Origin of the sequence: Pseudomonas sp. B21-021 (genome assembly GCF_024749205.1) — a bacterium.
GTDB classification, from domain to species: Bacteria; Pseudomonadota; Gammaproteobacteria; order Pseudomonadales; family Pseudomonadaceae; genus Aquipseudomonas; species Aquipseudomonas paraglycinae.
The window spans coordinates 1,550,790-1,569,518 of the sequence record NZ_CP087192.1; the positions used below are offsets into that span (position 1 = coordinate 1,550,790).

General features: G+C 59.2%; 13 protein-coding genes and 1 pseudogene. 6 read left to right on the forward strand and 8 right to left on the reverse strand.

The genetic code is table 11. The features are described from left to right. Positions 1-5,559: a calcium-binding protein gene (locus LOY31_RS29385; protein ID WP_309475636.1), complete on the forward strand. Its 5,559-nt coding sequence runs from the start codon at positions 1-3 to the stop codon at positions 5,557-5,559. A gap of 77 nt (positions 5,560-5,636) precedes the next feature. Here LOY31_RS29385 and LOY31_RS06915 read toward each other — a convergent pair whose 3' ends face one another. Further along, complete coding sequence (locus LOY31_RS06915) at positions 5,637-6,749, reverse strand: enoyl-CoA hydratase/isomerase family protein (protein ID WP_085605524.1); 1,113 nt, start codon at positions 6,747-6,749, stop codon at positions 5,637-5,639. A 132-nt stretch (positions 6,750-6,881) separates the two neighbouring features. Between LOY31_RS06915 and ung the strand changes: the two genes are divergently transcribed. Next, positions 6,882-7,577: a uracil-DNA glycosylase gene (gene ung / locus LOY31_RS06920; RefSeq protein WP_085605867.1), complete on the forward strand. Its 696-nt coding sequence runs from the start codon at positions 6,882-6,884 to the stop codon at positions 7,575-7,577. 136 nt (positions 7,578-7,713) lie between these two features. Here the strand turns inward: ung and LOY31_RS06925 are convergent, their stop codons facing one another. The 4 genes and pseudogenes from LOY31_RS06925 to LOY31_RS06940 form a co-directional block, all read right to left on the reverse strand. Next, positions 7,714-8,751: an AbrB family transcriptional regulator gene (locus tag LOY31_RS06925; RefSeq protein ID WP_085605526.1), complete on the reverse strand. Its 1,038-nt coding sequence runs from the start codon at positions 8,749-8,751 to the stop codon at positions 7,714-7,716. Next, on the reverse strand, positions 8,744-10,258 hold the full coding sequence (locus LOY31_RS06930) for a tripartite tricarboxylate transporter permease (RefSeq protein WP_007957974.1): 1,515 nt from the start codon (positions 10,256-10,258) through the stop codon (positions 8,744-8,746). Before LOY31_RS06930 ends, LOY31_RS06925 begins: the two co-directional genes overlap by 8 nt. Before the next feature lies 1 nt (position 10,259). After that, positions 10,260-10,717, reverse strand: a pseudogene (locus tag LOY31_RS06935) (tripartite tricarboxylate transporter TctB family protein). A 58-nt stretch (positions 10,718-10,775) separates the two neighbouring features. Further along, positions 10,776-11,753 (reverse strand): tripartite tricarboxylate transporter substrate binding protein, encoded by a 978-nt coding sequence (locus LOY31_RS06940; RefSeq protein ID WP_221535251.1) that lies wholly within the window; start codon positions 11,751-11,753, stop codon positions 10,776-10,778. A 450-nt stretch (positions 11,754-12,203) separates the two neighbouring features. Here LOY31_RS06940 and LOY31_RS06945 point away from each other — a divergent pair, with 450 nt between their 5' ends. Both LOY31_RS06945 and LOY31_RS06950 read left to right on the forward strand, forming a co-directional pair. Next, positions 12,204-12,875, forward strand: coding sequence for a response regulator (locus tag LOY31_RS06945; protein ID WP_007957980.1), 672 nt, complete (start codon positions 12,204-12,206; stop codon positions 12,873-12,875). Beyond that, on the forward strand, positions 12,868-14,253 hold the full coding sequence (locus LOY31_RS06950; protein ID WP_258713029.1) for a sensor histidine kinase: 1,386 nt from the start codon (positions 12,868-12,870) through the stop codon (positions 14,251-14,253). The genes LOY31_RS06945 and LOY31_RS06950 overlap by 8 nt, the downstream gene beginning before the upstream one ends. On the opposite strand, the gene LOY31_RS06955 is transcribed toward LOY31_RS06950, so the two are convergent. Both LOY31_RS06955 and LOY31_RS06960 read right to left on the reverse strand, forming a co-directional pair. Continuing rightward, positions 14,254-15,075 (reverse strand): HDOD domain-containing protein, encoded by an 822-nt coding sequence (locus LOY31_RS06955; protein ID WP_085605533.1) that lies wholly within the window; start codon positions 15,073-15,075, stop codon positions 14,254-14,256. Positions 15,076-15,110: 35 nt separating this feature from the next. Then, on the reverse strand, positions 15,111-16,052 hold the full coding sequence (locus LOY31_RS06960) for a folate-binding protein YgfZ (protein WP_258713030.1): 942 nt from the start codon (positions 16,050-16,052) through the stop codon (positions 15,111-15,113). A 149-nt stretch (positions 16,053-16,201) separates the two neighbouring features. Here LOY31_RS06960 and LOY31_RS06965 point away from each other — a divergent pair, with 149 nt between their 5' ends. Then, positions 16,202-16,456 (forward strand): succinate dehydrogenase assembly factor 2, encoded by a 255-nt coding sequence (locus LOY31_RS06965; protein WP_007957989.1) that lies wholly within the window; start codon positions 16,202-16,204, stop codon positions 16,454-16,456. Continuing rightward, positions 16,440-16,892: a protein YgfX gene (locus tag LOY31_RS06970; protein ID WP_085605537.1), complete on the forward strand. Its 453-nt coding sequence runs from the start codon at positions 16,440-16,442 to the stop codon at positions 16,890-16,892. The genes LOY31_RS06965 and LOY31_RS06970 overlap by 17 nt, the downstream gene beginning before the upstream one ends. On the opposite strand, the gene nadB is transcribed toward LOY31_RS06970, so the two are convergent. Beyond that, positions 16,861-18,477 carry an L-aspartate oxidase gene (gene nadB / locus LOY31_RS06975; protein ID WP_258713031.1) on the reverse strand — a complete coding sequence of 539 codons (1,617 nt, stop codon included), beginning with the start codon at positions 18,475-18,477 and terminating at the stop codon, positions 16,861-16,863. The genes LOY31_RS06970 and nadB overlap by 32 nt on opposite strands. Positions 18,478-18,729: the final 252 nt, after the last annotated feature.

The window sequence follows — 18,729 nt, forward strand, 5'->3', positions numbered from 1 at the left end:
ATGAGCTACATATTCAGTGATTTGGAAAAGTCGGAAATTTTGCAGGCTGCAAATGTTTGTGAGGGAATGGAATTCAATGTCGAGGAGGAAGAGTATTTTGCGATGGCAGTGGAGGGGCGAAGCTGTGCTGTACTTTACCGCACATTGTCAAATATCCTGGATGAGAAAATTTTAGACGGTTCTGCGTTCGACGAGAACGTAAAGGGCATTTTAAAAGATGCCAAACTCTGGCTCGATGTAGCAATTGATGCAAATGGCGGGGTGGGCGCTTACTCTGCGTTGATCCGAGCCTACACTATGCGGCAGGGGGAGTTGAGGCTAAATAAAAAATTTAGCGATTTCAAGATGCAAAAGTCATCTAATCAGGTGGCTGTCAATTTCATGAATACGCTGATAAAAGGCTCCGTTGAACATGATTTGGCGCCATGGACTGTGCCCTCCATAAGCCAAATTGCAGAAATCGATGCGAGCGCGATTGGTGAAGTACTATTTCGTGATGATATGGGCAACGTTGATACAGCGACCAGTCATAATGCCGGATGGTCTGGAACAATCGGCTTCAGCCTGTTGGGTGGAGAAAAACCATATGAAACTTGGAGGTTGATCTCCGCCGGTGACCCGGATTCCCATATAAAAGGGAATCATGGCCTTGCCAAGTTCAACAGGCTCGATGATCTAAAGAATATTCTGTTTGCCGTGGATTCATACGGTATAGCCTTGCAGGCAGTGATCAAAAACTTCGGGTCGAATATGGTCGAAAGCCTGTTCTCAGTCCTGCCCGAACAGATAAATATCGCCCTTGCCAGTGGCAGCATCAATCCACTGATTCAGCACGTGGTGAACGGTACGCCCATCTCACCCATTGTCAGCCTGATATTGCGATATAACCTGAATGATTTCTTTGACATGCTCAGGCGAACCTACGACGGGAACTCGGCTGCCACGCCTACCACCGACGAAACCTTCGCCTCCAACGCCTACACATTTTTCTCCGCACTTTCTCCGTCTCAATCGCAAAGCATCGTTACCAGAACCATTGGCGAGTATGGCAGTGCCAAGGACTGGGCAACGTTGGCCAGTCAGGCAACGCCAATCGGCGCCGCGTTACGCAATTCCCTCAAGCAGCTAAGTGAAATCGTGATTGAGCGGGCCGACGGTTTTTCCGGACGCGGCCTGGAGCTTTACGACCCCGAAACGGGCGAGGGCTTCATCACTGAACAGTGGCTTGCCGATCGCTCTGAAATGCTGGCCCGGCTGATTTCCCGAACCAATGGATCGTTCGGTCGAAATACTGTCCAGACCTTTTCCTATTCGGATCTGGCTTCTGGCAAACAGGCCCCGATGAATACAGGTGTCTTGAACCCTCTGGTCATGTTTGGTGATGACGGCGGTCGATCATTTGGTGGCGGAACGAATACCGATCATCTTTACGGCGGTGGCGGCAACGATTCCATCAGCGGACTGTCCGGTAATGACTTTATCCAAGGGGCTCGCGGCAATGACTCTTTAACAGGAGGCGATGGCAATGATGCGTTGTACGGTATGGCCGGTGATGATGTGTTGGTGGGTGGCAAGGGCAACGACTCTCTGACTGGCGGGCCGGGTAACGATCGGTATGAGTTCTCCAGCGGAGATGGAATAGACGAAATTTTTGATGCGGACGTTGAGGGCGCGTTGCTGATAAATGGACTTCCGATCCCACCTCTCGAACGCAGTGCTCCGCTCAGCAATATCTGGCTTACGGAGGATCGAGCCATCAGCTTGACGCTCATTGAAGATCAGGCTGAAAACACGCTGAACATTCAATACGGACTGAGTGATCTCATCGTCGTAAAGAACTTCAAGCCGGGGATGCTCGGCATTGATCTTCCTGATTACCAGGACCAGGTGTTCCCCGCTCCCGATCTGGTCCTTCAAGGCGACTGGAAAATTAAAGATAACGACCCCAATGTTCGCGGAGATCAGCCTTCTTACGATGAGTTGGGCAACGCCTTGCTTTTGCCCAATGTTAAACAGAGGAACAAAGCCGACCTGCTTTACGGATCACCGAAAGATGACCTCATCGTTGGTCTTGGCGGGTCTGATCGACTGTTCGGCAAGGACGGCAATGACCGTTTATTCGGTGACAAGCAGTCGACGCTGGAAAATGCCTTTACCGATGCAACAAAGGGAAAGGCCAGCCGTGGCGACTGGCTGGATGGTGGGCAGGGTGATGACCTGCTTGTCGGCACTGCCTCGCGAGACGTGCTGCTCGGCGGCAACGGTCGAGACACGCTGATTGGGGGAGCAGGTGATGACAATTTGTCCGGTGATCAAACAACCGGTGCACATGAGCAAAATTGGACAGTCAAGCGCATCGACGTTCCACTCAGTGATGGCGTCATCAGCATGCGTAGCGTCTTTGACAAATTTTCATTGAATAGTCCCACCGAGGGCGGTGACGACATCCTCTATGGGCAGGGTGGCCGGGATTTTATCAATGGCGGCAGGGGAGGTGACCTGCTCGATGGCGGAAGTGACGACGACACACTGTACGGCGAAGAGGGTAATGACACGCTGGCTGGCGGGAGTGGCGATGACACATTATCGGGAGACAACCTGGATTGGGGTGGCGGTCTCGACAGTCGCCATCATGGCAACGATTTGTTGGCGGGTGGCAGTGGCGATGACTCCCTTGCCGGAAACGGTGGTAGCGACGTGTTGTACGGCGGCAGCGGCAATGATGTTCTGAAAGGTGATGACGAGGTGCTGCGAGGCGTTTCGGGTGATGCCGCAGACTTTTTCGGAAGTGATTTTCTGGATGGCGGTGAGGGAAATGACACCCTTTGGGGCGGCGGTGCCGGTGATTCGCTTTTCGGTGGCGGTGGGAATGACGAATTGGTCGGTGATTACCATGAACACCCGATTCGTTATCACGGTGATGATTATCTCGATGGCGGTGTGGGTGACGACACACTCCGTGGGTTGGGTGGCTCCGACACACTGATAGGCGGATCAGGCGCCGACGCTCTGGATGGCGATGAGCCGAACTTGAAAGCGGGCGGAACCAACGATGACCACATTCAAGGTAATTCAGGAAACGATACGCTCTGGGGAGGTTTGGGCGCCGATACGCTTTTGGGCGGTGCCGATGATGACTTTTTGGTGGGGGACTACGAGCAAACATCCGAAGCAGAACATGGCGCCGATTATCTTGACGGCGGCTCAGGCAACGACACTTTGCTGGGCAGTGGTGGAAACGACACGCTGGTTGGCGGGGAGGGAGTCGATTATTTACGCGGCGGCCCTGGCGATAACGTGTTTGAGGGTGGCGCCGGCAACGATTATCTGGAAGGGATGCAGGGCAACGATGTTTTCTACTTCGGAGTGGGCGATGGACTGGATGTTGTTACCGATACAGGTGGCAACAATGTCGTAAGTTTTGGTGATGGATTTTCTGCGGAGAACTTGCAGGCCGAGATCGTCAATATTGATGTGGGCACGGCGTTGCGGCTGTCGAATGGTATTGGTGACGCGCTTCTGATTCGTCACCATGAAAAGTGGGCAGGTTCGACGTTCAGGTTCAACGATGGCGTGATCCTGAATTTCCAGGATGTAATCAAATTAACGGTGCAACCGGTAGATGTAACGGGTCCGTCTGCGACATTTGCTGCGGTACCCGATCCCGAAAAAAAGCAGGACATTGAGAGTGAGAGCGAAGCAGTCGTCCAGACACTGCCCGATGACTTAGCCGCTTCTACTGAGAGGGAAGGCAGTGAAACGGGTCGTCACACCCGGTGGGATAGCCTTTTTCTTTCGGAACTGAACACAGAGCGCTCAGCGGCCCGGCAGGCATCAGGATTTGCACTGAACGATCAGGGTGTTTGGGTTAGAAGTCATATTGCTACCGACAAAAGTGGCTATGCCATCAGCGCCGAACTGATCCATGAGGACGTTGAAGCCGGAGTCTTTTCCAAAACACCGGAGTGGATGGGGGCGATTGCCGCTGACGCTGTGGTGACTGAAAGGCAGTCAAATTCTGCAACGAAAACCACGTTCAAGTTTGTAAAAACTGAAGCAGCGCAATTACCGAAACAAAAGCCGAAGTACTATCCGTCTGGCTCCAGTTATTCGGGGTTTTCGTTCAATTTGGGCGATGCTGTAGTTGAAGATATAGACCAAACGGGCGCCATTCAGGGGTGGTACGTGTACCCCGCTGGCAGTTTTGAAAATCATGAAACTGTTCGTAAAGCGTTTCGCTGGAGCTCTACTACCCAAACGATCAAACATAAAGTTGTTCATGGTAATGACGCTGGCGGCAGGGTAAATCTCGAAGTGGGAAATCTCTTTCATGGCGGTGCGGGAGATGACTTGGTGGTTACCTATGCTGATTTAGTGCTTGAGTACGGCGGAGTGAACGACAGGATCCCGGGTGCATTTTTATCGGCTGGCGCAGGCAACGACACGCTGCTCGGCTCTGCGGGAGCCGATTATTTGATCAGTGGGCCGGGAGAAGATTGGCTTTACGGCGAAAACGGTCCCGACACTTACATAGTTGAAGCGCATGATGGCGCAACCACCATTATTGTCGACGTGCTTAACCCTGTTTTTTTGCGCCCCGAGGTTGGAGCCTCTGGGTGGCATGAAGAGTTTGCGGGGCTTGATGTTGATACAGTCGTTCTTCCGGAAGAGGCGAAACCAGATAAGTTGAAGCTAACCTGGGGCGCTGTGTTGGTTGAGACGGTAAATATTGAACTCTCACCGGCCCCACTGCGTGGCGCTCATCGTCAACCGCCTCGAGCCCAGATGCTGTACACCACACTCGATATCGAATGGGGCGGAACTCAAAAAGTACGAATCGTTTTGCCCAATCCGAATGACATCGGCGGTTCCGGAATTGAACGAGTGAGGTTTTCTGACGGATCGAGCATAAGTTTTAAAGACCTCGTTAGCCGATTAGGCAATGTCCCCGATATTTATCATCACGGCGTCACTGTTCAGGACGCTACTCAGGTTAAGTCCTTTCGAGAGAACCGTTTTCTACCGCTCGTGGGCGGTCGCGGTAATGACACCCTCAGCGGCACTGGTGAAATAAGAGGGATGCAAGGAGATGATCTGCTCGGCGGTGGCTCAGGCGATGACGTGCTTTACGGTGGGCCGGGCAATGACACCTTGTCCGGTGGCGGGGGCAATGATGTTTATAAATATGATGGGCTTGGGCGAGACCTGGTAATCAATGCCGGCGGCGGAACTGACGGTATAGATTTTTCGGAGGTCGGACTGTCGATTGGTCAACTCAAGTTCCACCGTGAACGGAATGATCTCGTCATCGTAGTGAGTTATGGCATGTCTCCAAAGGTTCGTGTCTCCGAACACTTTTCAGGAGGCGATGCCGCTATCAGCTTCATCAGCGTTCAAGGAGAAGAGGGCGCTGTTAAAAATTACACGGCGAACCAGCTCGCTGAGCTTTTGCACCCTCTACCTCCCTTACGGGATGTAGAGGATATCTTGCCGAGAAATGATGAAGAGGCGTTGCGGGCAATGAAGGAAATAATCGAGTTTTACGAGTTGAATGTTTGATCGCAGATAGTTTCGCAACTGGCTCAAACTTCCCGCGACAGAGCTCAAGAGAGTGCCATCGCGGGCAATGATCAGTTTTAGTATTGCGACAGATCCGCCAACGGATGCCGCCCCTCCCAGACCTTGTGAAAGTGCGCCTCGACCACCGCGTCCGGCACCCGGGCGATGTCCGGCCAGTGCCAGTGCGGTTTGTGATCCTTGTCGATCAGTCGCGCCCGGACCCCTTCGCTGAACTCCGGATGTCGGCAGCAATTGAGGCTCAGGGTGTATTCCATCTGAAAGACTTCGGCCAGCGACAAGTGGCGGGCACGAATGATCTGTTCCCAGACCAGATGCGCGGTCAGTGGCGAGCCTTCACTCATGGTTTTCGCCGCGCGGGCAATCAACAGGTCGCTGCTGTCCCGATGCAGGCTGATGGCTTTCCAGGCGCAGGTCACGTCGCTGACATCCAGCCATTCGTCGATTTGCTGCCGACGCGGCAGCCATTGCGCCTCAGGCATTTGCGCCACGGCTTCCTGCTGCAGCGCCTTGAGCAGGCTGTTGAGCTGCATGGCGGTCTGTTCCTGCCAGTTCAACTGCAACAAGCCGTCGATCAGTTCCTGCTGCTGTTCGTCGAGCAGGAAGCGGTCGGCCAGGTCCAGATCGATCGCATCGCGACCGTTCATGTGTGCGCCGGTCAGGCCGAGGAACAAACCGAGCTTGCCCGGCAGTCGTGACAGAAACCAACTGGCACCGACGTCCGGGTACAGGCCGATGCTGATTTCCGGCATCGCCAGTCGACTGCTCGGCGTGACGATCCGGATGCTCGCGCCTTGCAGAAGGCCCATGCCGCCGCCGAGCACATAGCCATGGCCCCAGCAGATCAACGGTTTCGGGTAGGTGTGCAAGCTGTAGTCCAGACGGTATTCAGCGTTGAAAAACTGTGCGGCCAGCGGCGGCACTTCGCCGGGATGGGCGCGACAGGCTTCCACCAGGCTGCGCACTTCGCCGCCAGCGCAGAAGGCCTTGGCGCCGTTACCGCGCAGCAGCACGCAGACGATTTGCGGATCCTTGGCCCAGGCGTTCAGTTTGTCGCTCAGGGCGTGGATCATCGGCAGGGACAGCGCATTGAGCGACTTTTCGGCATCCAGCGTGGCCACGCCGATGCGCGCGCCGTCGGTGCCGGTGAGTTCTTCGAAGTGCAGATTCATCGTGACCTCGATCGGGAATTTGAACGATCAGTATGATCGCTGTGTGGGAAAGTGCCGGATCTGCGTCAGATCAATTGACAAGCGTGGTCGGCTTTCCTAGGGTTCGCCCCATTGTTTTTGCCGGGTATGACCATGACTGCTGACGACCGTATCAAACTCGAACCGAGCTGGAAGGAGGCACTGCGTGCCGAATTCGACCAGCCTTACATGGCAGAGTTGCGCACTTTTCTGCAGCAGGAGCGGGCAGCCGGCAAGGAAATCTATCCGCCGGGCCCGATGATCTTCAACGCGTTGAATTCGACGCCGCTGGACAAGGTGAAAGTGGTCATCCTCGGCCAGGACCCGTACCACGGCCCGGGCCAGGCCCACGGCTTGTGCTTCTCGGTGCAACCGGGCGTGCCGGCGCCGCCGTCGCTGGTCAACATCTATAAAGAGCTGAAGCGCGACCTGAACATCGACATCCCCAACCACGGCTATCTGCAGAGCTGGGCGGATCAGGGCGTGCTGATGCTCAACACCACCATGACCGTCGAACGCGCCAACGCCAATGCACACAAGGACAAGGGATGGCAGTTCTTCACGGATCGAATCATCGAAGTGGTCAGCCAGCAGCAACCGCATCTGGTGTTCATGCTCTGGGGCGCTCATGCGCAGAGCAAGCAGAAGCTGATCGACGCCACCAAACATCTGGTGCTGACGTCGGTGCATCCGTCACCGCTGTCGGCCTATCGCGGCTTTCTCGGTTGCGGGCATTTCAGCCGCACCAACAAATTCCTCGAGCAGAACGGCGAAGCGCCGATCGAGTGGCGCCTGCCGTCGGTGGTCTGAAACTCAGGGCTGGCAGCTAATCTCGTTCCCATGCTTTGCGTGGGAACGCCTCAATGGACGCTCTGCGTCCGCTTTGGGACGCGGAGCGTCCCAGGCTGCATTCCCACGCAGAGCGTGGGAACGATCAGTAACCGGATCAGGCTTCGGAATTACGGTTCCAGTATTTGAACAACGGTTCCGCCAGAAACAGCACGAACAACAGCCGCATCACCTGCATCGCCGTCACCAGCGGCACCGACAGTTGCAGGGTTTCTGCGGTCAGGCTCATCTCGGCGATCCCGCCGGGCATCATGCCCAAGGTCAGCGAACGCAGATCCAGGTGGGTCAGTGCACTCAGCCCCAACGCCGCCAGTGTCGCGATCAACATGGTCAGCGCCGTGCCGATCAGCGTGCGGCCCATGAACGACGGTGCGCGGCGGAAGAACTGCCGGTTGAAGTGACAACCCAGCCCGCTGCCGATCAGCCACTGGCCGATCTGACTGCCACCGTTGGGCAAACTGATGTGCAGATCCCAGCCGATGCTCACTGCCGCGCTGACCAGCAGCGGGCCGAACAGCCAAGGGTTGGGTTGACGCAGACGTTGCCAGAGCCAGGCGAGCAGGCCACCCGCCGGAAAAAGAATCGCCAGCCAGCGCCAGTCGACGCTGCCAGCGTGTGAAATCGGAGTGCCGTCACCCAGCAGATATTTGAACGCCGCCGGAACACACAACACCACCACCAACACCCGCAGACTCTGCCCGGCCGCGACATGGCTGAGCATCGCGCCGTTGCGGGCGCCGAGGTTGACCATCTCGCCGGAGCCGCCAGGCATGCTGGAGAAAAACGCCGTGGCGCGATCTTCGCCGGTGCGGCGCATCAGCCACACGCCGACCACCGCCGACAGGCTGGTGACCAGCGCGCCGAAGAAGATCAGGCCGAAGTGGCTGAGCACCTGCTCCATCACCAGTGGGGTGAAGTGCAGGCCGATGCCGATACCGACGATCCATTGGCCGCACTTGCGGCCGCCAGGGATTTCAGCCAATTGCCATGGGGTCAGGCAGCGCACCAGGATGATCGCCAGCAACGAGCCGACCATCCACGGCAGCGGCCAGCCGATCTGGCTGGCGATGTAACCGCCAAGCAGACCGACCAGCGGGGTTCCCCACCACTGTTTCAACGAGGAGCGATCAAACATCGGCAATCGCGTTCCGGGCAGCGGAGCGACGGCGCCAGATGCGCAGCAGCGGGAACGCCAGCATCAGCGCGGTCAGCACCCAGACACCGAAGGTGATCGGGCTCGACCAGAGGATGTCCAGCGCACCGTTGGAAATCGACAGCGCCCGGCGCAGGTTCTGCTCCATCAGGCCGCCGAGGATGAAGCCCAGCAGGACTGGCGACAGCGGGAAATCCAGTTTGCGCAGGATGTAGCCGAAGATGCCGATGCCGACCATCAGGAACAGGTCGAACGTGGTCGCGTGCACGGCGTAGACGCCGATCCCGGTAATGATCGCGATCACCGGCACCAATGCCCAGTTCGGCACGGCGAGGATGCGGGTGAAGATGCGGATCATCGGGATGTTCAGGATCACCAGCATGATGTTGGCGATGAACAGCGAGGCGATCAGGCCCCAGACGATGTCCGGCTGTTGCTGGAACAGCAGCGGGCCGGGGGTGATGTTGTACAGCGACAGGGCGCCGATCATCACCGCCGTGGTGCCCGAACCCGGAACACCGAGAGTCAGCATCGGCACCAGCGCGCCGCAAGCGGAGGCGCCGATGGCGGTTTCTGGCGCAGCGAGGCCGCGGGCGTCGCCTTGACCAAACTTGCCGCTGGCACCGGCGATGCGCTTCTCGGTCATGTAGGCCACGGCGCTGGCGAGGGTCGCACCGGCACCCGGCAACACGCCCATGATGAAGCCGAGCAGGCCGCAACGGATGTTCACCACGAACACCGACGCCGCTTCCTTGAAGTTGAACATCATCCGCCCAGTGGCTTTCACCGCTTCCTGGCCACGATGGGTTTTCTCCAGCAGCAGAAGGATTTCGCTGATCGAGAACAGGCCCAGCACCAGCACCACGAACTGAATGCCGTCAGTCAGATGAATGTTGTCGCCGGTGAAGCGGTAGACACCGCTGTTGGCGTCGATGCCGACGCTGGACAGGAACAGACCGATCAACGCCGCGATGAAGGTTTTCAACGGTCGGTCACCGGCCATGCCGCCCAGGCAGACAATCGCGAACACCATCAATACGAAGTATTCCGCCGGCCCGAAGGCTATCGCCCATTTCGCCAGCAGCGGCGCGAACAGCACCATGCCACAGGTGGCGATGAAGGCGCCGATGAACGAGCTCCACGCCGACAACGATAGCGCCACGCCAGCCAGGCCTTTGCGGGCCATCGGGTAACCGTCGAGGGTGGTCATCACGGTGGAGGCTTCGCCCGGAATGTTCAGCAGGATCGAGCTGATCCGGCCGCCGTATTCGCAACCCAGATAAACCGCCGCCAGCAGGATCAGTGCCGACTCCGGCGGCAGGCCGAGGGCGAATGCAATCGGGATCAGCAACGCCACGCCATTGATCGGGCCCAGGCCCGGCAACAACCCGACCACGGTGCCGATCAGCGTGCCGGTCAGGGCTGTGACCAGGTTGTACGGACTCAGCGCGACGCCGAAGCCCTGACCCAAATAACCGAGAGTATCCATATCAGTTCTCCAGAACGTCGAGCAGGCCGAGGGGCAGCGGTACGTCCATCACGCGGTCGAACAGCACGTACAAACCGATCGCCATCAGCGTCGTGACAATGACGCTGGGCACCCAGCGCCCGCCATACAGGCGCGCCATCGGGATGCCGATCAGAATGCTGCTGAGGATGAAGCCCAGCGGTTCGAACAAGCCGGCGAACACCAGCAGCAGGGCGACGCAGATCGAGATCTTGGTCAGGGTTTCGCGATCCAGCGGCGGCTCGTCCTCACTGTGTTTGATGGGCGCCGGACGAAACACCATGTACAGCAGCGCCAGGCCCATCAGGCCCAGCATCAGCAGGGGAATGCCCGAGGGCCGACCGGTTCGTAGGAAAAAGCCGCCTGATACGGCCAGGCCATCAGTGCCAGGCTGGCGCAGACCAGCAACAGCACCGAGGCAAAAATGCGTTGAATAAGCATGGGGAGCTCCTGGGCCACGACCCTGCGAGGCAGGGCCGTGAGCACTAGACAGAGACGATCACTGAATCAGGCCGAACTCTTTGGCCAGCACCTTGTAGTCCGCCACTTGTTTCTTGACGTAGGTGTCCAGCTCGGGACCGGTCATGGCGAACGGGAAGAGTTCACGCTGATCGCGCAGCTTGGCGAAGTCTTCCGAGGCCAGCAGTTTGTCGAAGGAGTCTTTCCACCAGGCGTAGTCTTCGTCGCTGACTTTTGGCCCGAGGTAGAAACCGCGTACCACTGGCCAGACGATGTCGTAGCCCTGTTCGCGGGCGGTCGGGATGTCCTTCATTTCCGGCTCGTCCAGGCGTTTCTCGGCAAACACGGCCAGCAGGCGCATGTCACCGCTCTGGATATGCGGCATGGAGTCGGAGATGTCGGTACTGCCGACCTGGATGTGGCCGCCGAGCAGCGCGGTGGCGATCTCGCCGCCACCTTCGAGGGCGACGTAACGCAGGTCGCGCGGGTTGATCCCGGCGGCTTTGGCGATCAGTGCGGTCTGCATCCAGTCCTGGCTGCCGACGGTGCCGCCGGAACCGATCACCACAGCGCTCGGATCTTTCTTCAGCGCCTGCACGAGATCGTCGAGCGTTTTGTAGGGCGAATCGCTTTTCACGGCGATGGCGCCATAGCTGGTGCCGACCGCTGCCAGCCAGCGCACGTTGGTTTCATCGAACCGACCGAACTTGCCCTGGGCCAGGTTCAGCAACGAACCGCTGGACCACGCCACCAGAGTGCCCGCATCGGCGGGACGCTGCGCCACAACGGCGTTGTACGCCACCGCGCCGACGCCGCCAGGCATATAGGTCACGCGCATCGGTTTGGTCAGCAGTTTTTCGTTGACCAGCGCGCTTTGCGCCAGTTTGCAGGTCAGGTCGAAACCGCCGCCGGGGGAGGCGGGGGCGATGCATTCCGGACGTTTCGGTTCGGCCATCAGTTGGCCGGCGAACAGCACGCAACCGGCGGCGAGGGCGAAACGGCGCAGGGATCGGTTCATGAGTGTCTCCACGGGAGTTGTTGTTTTTGGGGATGTTTCAGGTGCGGCAGTTTCGCGCGCGCAGGCTAACAGGCTCAGACCCGGACGGGTTGAACGCCGTGCAGCCGACGATCGCGCTGACAAGCGAAAACGGGGAAATTCGAGAGGAAGAATGAAACGGGTCAACCTGAAGCTGTGTGGACAGCATGGTGCAGTACCTCGTTATTGTTCTTATTGGCGAAAACGCATCGAGGCGTTTTTCGAGAGCTACGTTTTGAAGCTACGGTGTAAGGACAGACAAAACGGCGAAGGTCGGCAGTCGGGACCCTCGGTGAAGCGACTCTAACGGCCCAACCTTTCGCTAACCTTTCAGTATTCTTTCGCGTGTTTTCGGGCTTCACAGTGGCGGTTGCGGCTGTAAACTCCGCCGCAAAGAATGGCGTCGGCCATCCCTGAATGAGGTAGAGATCCATGCGTGTCCTGCTCGTCGAAGACCATTTGCCGCTGGCCGAAAGCGTCGCCCAGGCGCTCAAGAGCACCGGTCTGACCGTGGACGTCTTGCACGATGGCGTGGCTGCCGATCTGGCCCTGGGCAGCGAGGAATACGCGGTGGCGATCCTCGATGTCGGCCTGCCGCGCATGGACGGTTTCGAAGTGCTGGCGCGCCTGCGGGCCCGGGGCAAGAACCTTCCGGTGCTGATGCTGACCGCTCGCAGCGACGTCAAGGATCGGGTCCATGGGCTCAATCTTGGGGCCGACGATTATCTGGCCAAACCGTTCGAACTCACCGAACTCGAAGCGCGGGTCAAAGCCCTGTTGCGCCGTAGCGTGCTCGGCGGCGAACGCCAGCAGCGTTGCGGTGTGCTGGCCTATGACCTCGACACCCGACGCTTCACACTCGGCGATGAATTGCTGACGCTGACCTCTCGCGAACAGGCAGTGCTCGAAGCGCTGATTGCCCGTCCGGGTCGGGTGATGAGCAAGGAGCAACTGGCTGCGCAGGTGTTCGGCCTAGACGAAGAGGCCAGCCCCGACGCCATCGAAATCTACGTGCATCGCCTGCGCAAGAAACTCGACGGCCATTCAGTGGCCATCGTGACCTTCCGAGGCCTGGGCTATCTGCTGGAAAGCCGCGATGCATAAGCCCAGCAGCCTGCGCTGGCGGTTGCTGTGGAACCTCGCGCTGCTGCTGGTGGTGTTGATGCTCGCCAGCGGATTGAGCGCGTACTGGAACGGTCGCGAAGCTGCCGACACCGCCTACGACCGCACGCTGCTGGCCTCGGCGCGGACCATTGCTGCCGGTCTGTCGCAGCGTGATGGCAGTCTCAGTGCCGACGTGCCGTATGTGGCGCTCGATACCTTTGCCTACGACAGTGCGGGTCGCATCTATTACCAGGTCAACGACATCAACCAGAAGTTGATTTCCGGCTATGAAAATCTGCCCGGCCCACCACCGGGCACCCCGAGAACCGACAGCTATCCCGCCCTGGCGCGCTTTTACGATGCGAAATATCAGGGGCAGAACGTGCGTGTGGTGAGTCTGCTAAAAGCGGTCAGCGAGCCGAACATGAACGGCATGGCGGAAATCCGTGTTGCCGAAACCGACGAGGCGCGCGTCAGCATGGCCCGCAGTCTGGCGGCCGATACCTTGCTGCGACTGGGCATGCTGGCAATTGGCGCGTTGTTGCTGGTGTGGTTTGCGGTGAGTGCGGCGCTGCGGCCGATCGAGCGTTTGCGCACGGCAGTGGAAGAGCGTCAGCCCGATGACCTGCGGCCGTTGCCGCTGGTGGAAGTGCAACACGAGTTGTGGCCGCTGGTGCGGGCGCTCAATCACTTTACCGAACGCCTGCGCGGGCAATTCGAGCGGCAGGCGCAATTCATCGCCGATGCGGCCCATGAACTGCGTACGCCACTGGCGGCGCTCAAGGCGCGACTTGAACTGGGCTTGCGCTCGAACGAACCGCAGACCTGGCGCGACACCTTGGAATCCTCGGCGCAAAGCACGGATCGCCTGACCCATCTGGCCAACCAGTTGCTGTCGCTTGCCCGGGTGGAAAACGGCGCCCGGGCGATCGCCGAGGGCGGTGCGCAGTTGCTCGATCTGAGTCAGTTGGCCCGGAAGCTGGGGATGGCCATGGCGCCGCTGGCCCACGCGCGTGGAGTCGCGCTGGCGCTGGAAGCGGACGAACCGGTGTGGCTGCGCGGCGAGCCGACGTTGCTCAACGAGTTGCTGAGCAATCTGGTGGACAACGCGCTGGCGCACACGCCGCCGGGCGGCAACGTGATTCTGCGGGTCACGGCGCCGGCGGTGCTGGAGGTTGAAGATGATGGGCCGGGCATTCCGCTGGAAGAGCGGGATCGGGTGTTCGAGCGCTTTTACCGGCGCAACCAGCAGGTGGCCGGTTCCGGGCTGGGGCTGGCGATTGTCGGGGAAATCTGCCGCGCGCATCTGGCGCAGATCAGTCTGCACGATGGCGAGCAGGCGGGTTTGAAGGTGCGGGTGAGTTTTGTCGCCGGTTGATCAGTAGAACATCGACCGGGATTCTTCCAGATCGGCGCACAGCGCCTTGTTTTCCGGATCGATGCCGAGCTTGCGGAATGCCGGCACGCTGAACGGATCGATGCGAGCCATCGGGTGATCGGTGTCCTTGTGGCAATACAGGCTGGCCACTTGCACGATGTCGACGTAATCGATCTGCTGCGATTCGCGCTTGAGATCCTGATACAGCCCCGGCAACTCCACCAATCGCTCGGGAAATTCCCAGACCCGCAGCAGCTTGTCGCCGAGCAACGGGTGAATGTGGTCGATCACGTGGTTGAGGCTCACCGGATCGGACAGCAATTCGTAGTGGTCTTCGGCGTAGGTCAGGATCGGCAATACGCCGATTTGATGAACCAGCCCACCGAGCGCGGCCTGATCGGGCTTGAGCTGGGTATAGCGGCGGCACAGGGCGTAGCTGACGCCGGCGATCTCCAGACTCTTGCGCCAGACTTCGCGCATCTTCTGTTCGACCACGTCGGAGCGGGCGTGGAAGATCTGCTCCATCACCAGACCGATCGCCAGGTTGCTGCTGTAATTGACGCCGAGCCGGGTGATGGCGGTGTGCAGGTCGGTGACTTCCTGAGTGGCGCGCAGCAGCGGGCTGTTGACCACTTTGATCAGGCGCGCCGACAGCGCCGTGTCGCGGCCGATCACTTTGCTCAGGTCGCTGACGCTGATATCCGGGTCTTCAGCGGCCTTGCGAATCTGCAGGGCCACTTCCGGTAACGTTGGCAGAACCAGGTCATCGTTATCGATGGCCTCAACCAAATCCTGTTGGACCTTATCCGCCAGCTCACTCATGTCGTTTCTCTAGGGTGTTGCAACAAATGCTGCGATCAACGCTGGATTTCGCGGTCGCGATCCAGTTCGTAAGGCAGGTCGAGCAAGTGCAGCGCCGGACCTTCGGCCGTGCCCAGATGCAAATCGCCTGCGTCGGCAGCTTCGGCCTGCAACACCGCCAGCAGTTCAATATTCTTTTCGGTACGGGCGGCCAGCACCACTTCGCCGATGGAGCTGCCGTGGCTCGGGGCGAACAGCGGGGTTCCCGGCTCCGGCAATTCACTGGCGTCCAGTTGCACGCGGTACAGGCGACGCTTGAGTTTGCCCAGGTACTGCATGCGCGCGACGATTTCCTGGCCGGTGTAGCAGCCTTTCTTGAAGCTCACACCGCCGACAGCTTGCAGGTTGAGCATCTGCGGGATGAACAGCTCGCGGGTGCTCGGCATGACCTGGCCGATACCGGCGCGGATCTGTCCCAGCAGCCATTGATTGAGTTCGCCTTCGGTCAATTGCGCGGACAGCTTGCCTTTGACTGTGTCGGCCTGATCGGCGGGCACCCAAAGTTCGGCACGGTTAGGGGAGACGCGAATCGCGATCAGCCCTTCGTGGCGAGCCACGCTGTCGGTGTCTGCCGGCAGTTCCAGACCCAGGTTGCTCAGGGCAGCATCGCCATGATCCAGACCGAAGCGCACCCAGGAGGCGCTTTCGTCGGTCAGTTTCGATTTGGAGAACACTGCGTACTTCTTCAGATCCGCCAGTTGCGGCTCCAGCAGCTCGCCGGCCATCGCCAGCAGCACGCCGTCGCCATCAAGCACGATGCGGAAACTCGACTGCATCCGGCCTTTCTGCGTGCAACGGGCACCAAGGCTGGCCTGGGTTTCACTCAGGTAATTGATGTTGCAGGTCAGCTGGCCTTGCAGGAATTTGCCGGCATCCGCGCCGCGAACCGCGAGAACGCCTTCATGAGAGAGGGTGCAGAAAAAAGCAGAATCGGCCATGGGTCATCGCAGGGTAAATAGACTGGGGCACATCATAAGGGGGTGGTGTTGAAATGGGTAGTTGATAAAGGATCGGTGGTGCCCGACCAAAGCCGACTGTTCGACCCGCTTCGGGCCTGTATACTTGCGGCCTATTTGAGGAGGGCTCCATGGTCGAACAAGTTGAACTGAATCGCCTCTTTTGGCACAGCCGTCGCGGCATGCTGGAACTCGACGTGTTGCTGGTGCCGTTCGTGAAAGAGGTCTACGCCAATCTGAACGAGGTGGATCGCGCGCTGTATGTCCGCCTGCTCGAGTGCGAGGATCAGGACATGTTCGGCTGGTTCATGGAGCGCAGCGAATCGGAAGATCCCGAGCTGCAACGCATGGTTCGCATGATTCTGGATCGTGTCCAGCCCAAGTAACACGTTCGAATGCCGCTGGCATGCCTCACGGCAGTTGCTGGCGGCGTATCTTCTGGCCCAGGCATTCGCGCTGGGTTCTTTGTTTCTGTTATCGATTCCATTCTGGGCCGGGTTGCTCGGGGCATTCGCGTGTCTCGCCCATGCTGCCTGGGTGTTGCCGCGGCAGATCCTGCTGAGTCATCCCGAGGCATTTTGCGGATTGCGTCGGGACGCCGATGGCTGGCAGCTGTGGAACAAGGCCGATGGTTGGCAAGCGGTGCAATTGCGCCCGGACAGCCTGGCGCTGCCACTGATCGTGGTGCTGCGCTTTCGATTGTGCGGTGAACGGCGGGTCAGGTCGTTCTGTATGCCCCGAGACTCGCAGGCGGCGGATCTGCACCGACGCCTGCGGGTACGCCTCAAGTTCAGCCGACGTAGGTGGGCGGCACCAGAATAGTGTCGAGCGCTTCGGGCAGCAGGTCCGGGTAGTCGAGGGTGTAATGCAGGCCTCGGCTCTCCTTGCGCTCCATGGCCGAGCGGATCATCAGTTCCGCTACCTGCGCCAGGTTGCGCAACTCGATCAGGTCACGGCTGACTTTATAGTTGCTGTAGAACTCGTCGATTTCATCCAGCAGCAAGCGCACGCGATGTTGTGCCCGTTGCAGGCGCTTGTTGGTGCGCACGATGCCCACGTAGTCCCACATGAACCGCCGCAATTCGTCCCAGTTGTGGGCGATGATCACGTCTTCATCGGAATCGGTCACCTGGCTGGCGTCCCAGGCGGGCAGGGCGCGCGGGATGGCGACGTCGGGCAGTTGCTCGAGAATGTCCGCCGCTGCCGAACGGGCGTAGACGAAGCATTCGAGCAGCGAGTTGCTGGCCATGCGGTTGGCGCCGTGCAGGCCGGTGAAGCTGGTTTCGCCGATGGCGTACAGGCCGGGCACGTCGGTGCGGCCCTGTTGATCGACCATCACGCCGCCGCAGGTGTAATGCGCCGCCGGCACGACCGGGATCGATTGTTTGGTGATGTCGATACCGAAGCCGAGGCAGCGCTCGTAGACGGTCGGGAAGTGCGATTTGATGAAGGCTTCGGGTTTGTGGCTGATGTCGAGGTAGACGCAATCGACACCCAGGCGCTTCATTTCATGGTCGATGGCGCGGGCGACGATGTCTCGCGGAGCCAGTTCGGCTCGCGGATCGAAACGCTGCATGAAGCGTTCGCCGTTCGGCAGCTTCAAATGGGCGCCTTCACCACGCAGGGCTTCGGTTACCAGAAAGCTCTTGGCTTGCGGGTGATAAAGGCAGGTGGGGTGGAACTGGTTGAACTCCAGGTTCGCCACCCGGCAGCCCGAACGCCAGGCCATGGCGATGCCATCGCCGCAGGCACCGTCGGGGTTGCTTGTATATAGATAGACTTTCGCGGCGCCGCCGGACGCCAGGATCACGAAGCGTGCGCCGAAGGTATCGACTTCCCCGGTTTTGCGGTTGAGCACATAGGCGCCGAGGCAACGTTCGCCTTCCAGCCCCAACCGGCGCTCGGTGATCAGATCGACCGCTACCCGCTGTTCGAGCAATTCGATGTTCGGGCGTTCTTTGGCCTGGGCCAGCAGGGTCGTGAAGATCGCGGCGCCAGTGGCATCGGCTGCGTGGATGATCCGTCGATGGCTGTGGCCGCCTTCGCGGGTGAGGTGGAATTCGAAACCGCCATCTTCTGTGCCGGACTGTTCGTCACGAGTGAACGGCACGCCCTGGTCGATCAGCCACTGGATCGCTTCCTTGCTGTGCTCGACGGTGAAACGCACGGCGTCTTCATGGCACAGGCCGCCGCCGGCATTGAGGGTGTCATCGACATGGGACTCGACGGTGTCGGTATCATCCAGCACGGCCGCGACGCCACCTTGTGCCCAATAGGTCGAGCCGTTGGCGAGGTCGCCTTTGCTCAGTACGGCGATGCGCAAGTGACCGGGCAGGGTCAGCGCGAGACTCAAACCGGCAGCGCCGCTGCCAATCACCAGAACATCGTGTTGAAACTGTTGGCTCATTTCAGGATTCCGCTCAAAGCGACCCGGGTCGGGGTTGGCGCAGGACAGGCGGATGGGCGAGTCGAGACAGCCACACAGCCCACTAGTATATAGAGGGGTGGGGCGGCACAATAGCCGGGCCGATATGGCATTGTGAAACTACCGTGACGGAAAAATACCGACGCTTTGTCGGATGTTTTTTTCAGCGGTTTTGGGAAAAAGCGACTGTATCGCAGATGAAACACGCTTTTTCCGCTCACGGTTGCACAATGT

What these genes read in the sequence shown, in the direction of transcription:
- LOY31_RS29385 (WP_309475636.1), top strand. Translation starts at nt 1, where the DNA reads ATGAGCTACATATTCAGTGATTTGGAAAAGTCGGAAATTTTGCAGGCT.
- LOY31_RS06915 (WP_085605524.1), bottom strand. Translation starts at nt 6,749, where the DNA reads ATGAATCTGCACTTCGAAGAACTCACCGGCACCGACGGCGCGCGCATC.
- ung (WP_085605867.1), top strand. Translation starts at nt 6,882, where the DNA reads ATGACTGCTGACGACCGTATCAAACTCGAACCGAGCTGGAAGGAGGCA.
- LOY31_RS06925 (WP_085605526.1), bottom strand. Translation starts at nt 8,751, where the DNA reads ATGTTTGATCGCTCCTCGTTGAAACAGTGGTGGGGAACCCCGCTGGTC.
- LOY31_RS06930 (WP_007957974.1), bottom strand. Translation starts at nt 10,258, where the DNA reads ATGGATACTCTCGGTTATTTGGGTCAGGGCTTCGGCGTCGCGCTGAGT.
- LOY31_RS06940 (WP_221535251.1), bottom strand. Translation starts at nt 11,753, where the DNA reads ATGAACCGATCCCTGCGCCGTTTCGCCCTCGCCGCCGGTTGCGTGCTG.
- LOY31_RS06945 (WP_007957980.1), top strand. Translation starts at nt 12,204, where the DNA reads ATGCGTGTCCTGCTCGTCGAAGACCATTTGCCGCTGGCCGAAAGCGTC.
- LOY31_RS06950 (WP_258713029.1), top strand. Translation starts at nt 12,868, where the DNA reads ATGCATAAGCCCAGCAGCCTGCGCTGGCGGTTGCTGTGGAACCTCGCG.
- LOY31_RS06955 (WP_085605533.1), bottom strand. Translation starts at nt 15,075, where the DNA reads ATGAGTGAGCTGGCGGATAAGGTCCAACAGGATTTGGTTGAGGCCATC.
- LOY31_RS06960 (WP_258713030.1), bottom strand. Translation starts at nt 16,052, where the DNA reads ATGGCCGATTCTGCTTTTTTCTGCACCCTCTCTCATGAAGGCGTTCTC.
- LOY31_RS06965 (WP_007957989.1), top strand. Translation starts at nt 16,202, where the DNA reads ATGGTCGAACAAGTTGAACTGAATCGCCTCTTTTGGCACAGCCGTCGC.
- nadB (WP_258713031.1), bottom strand. Translation starts at nt 18,477, where the DNA reads ATGAGCCAACAGTTTCAACACGATGTTCTGGTGATTGGCAGCGGCGCT.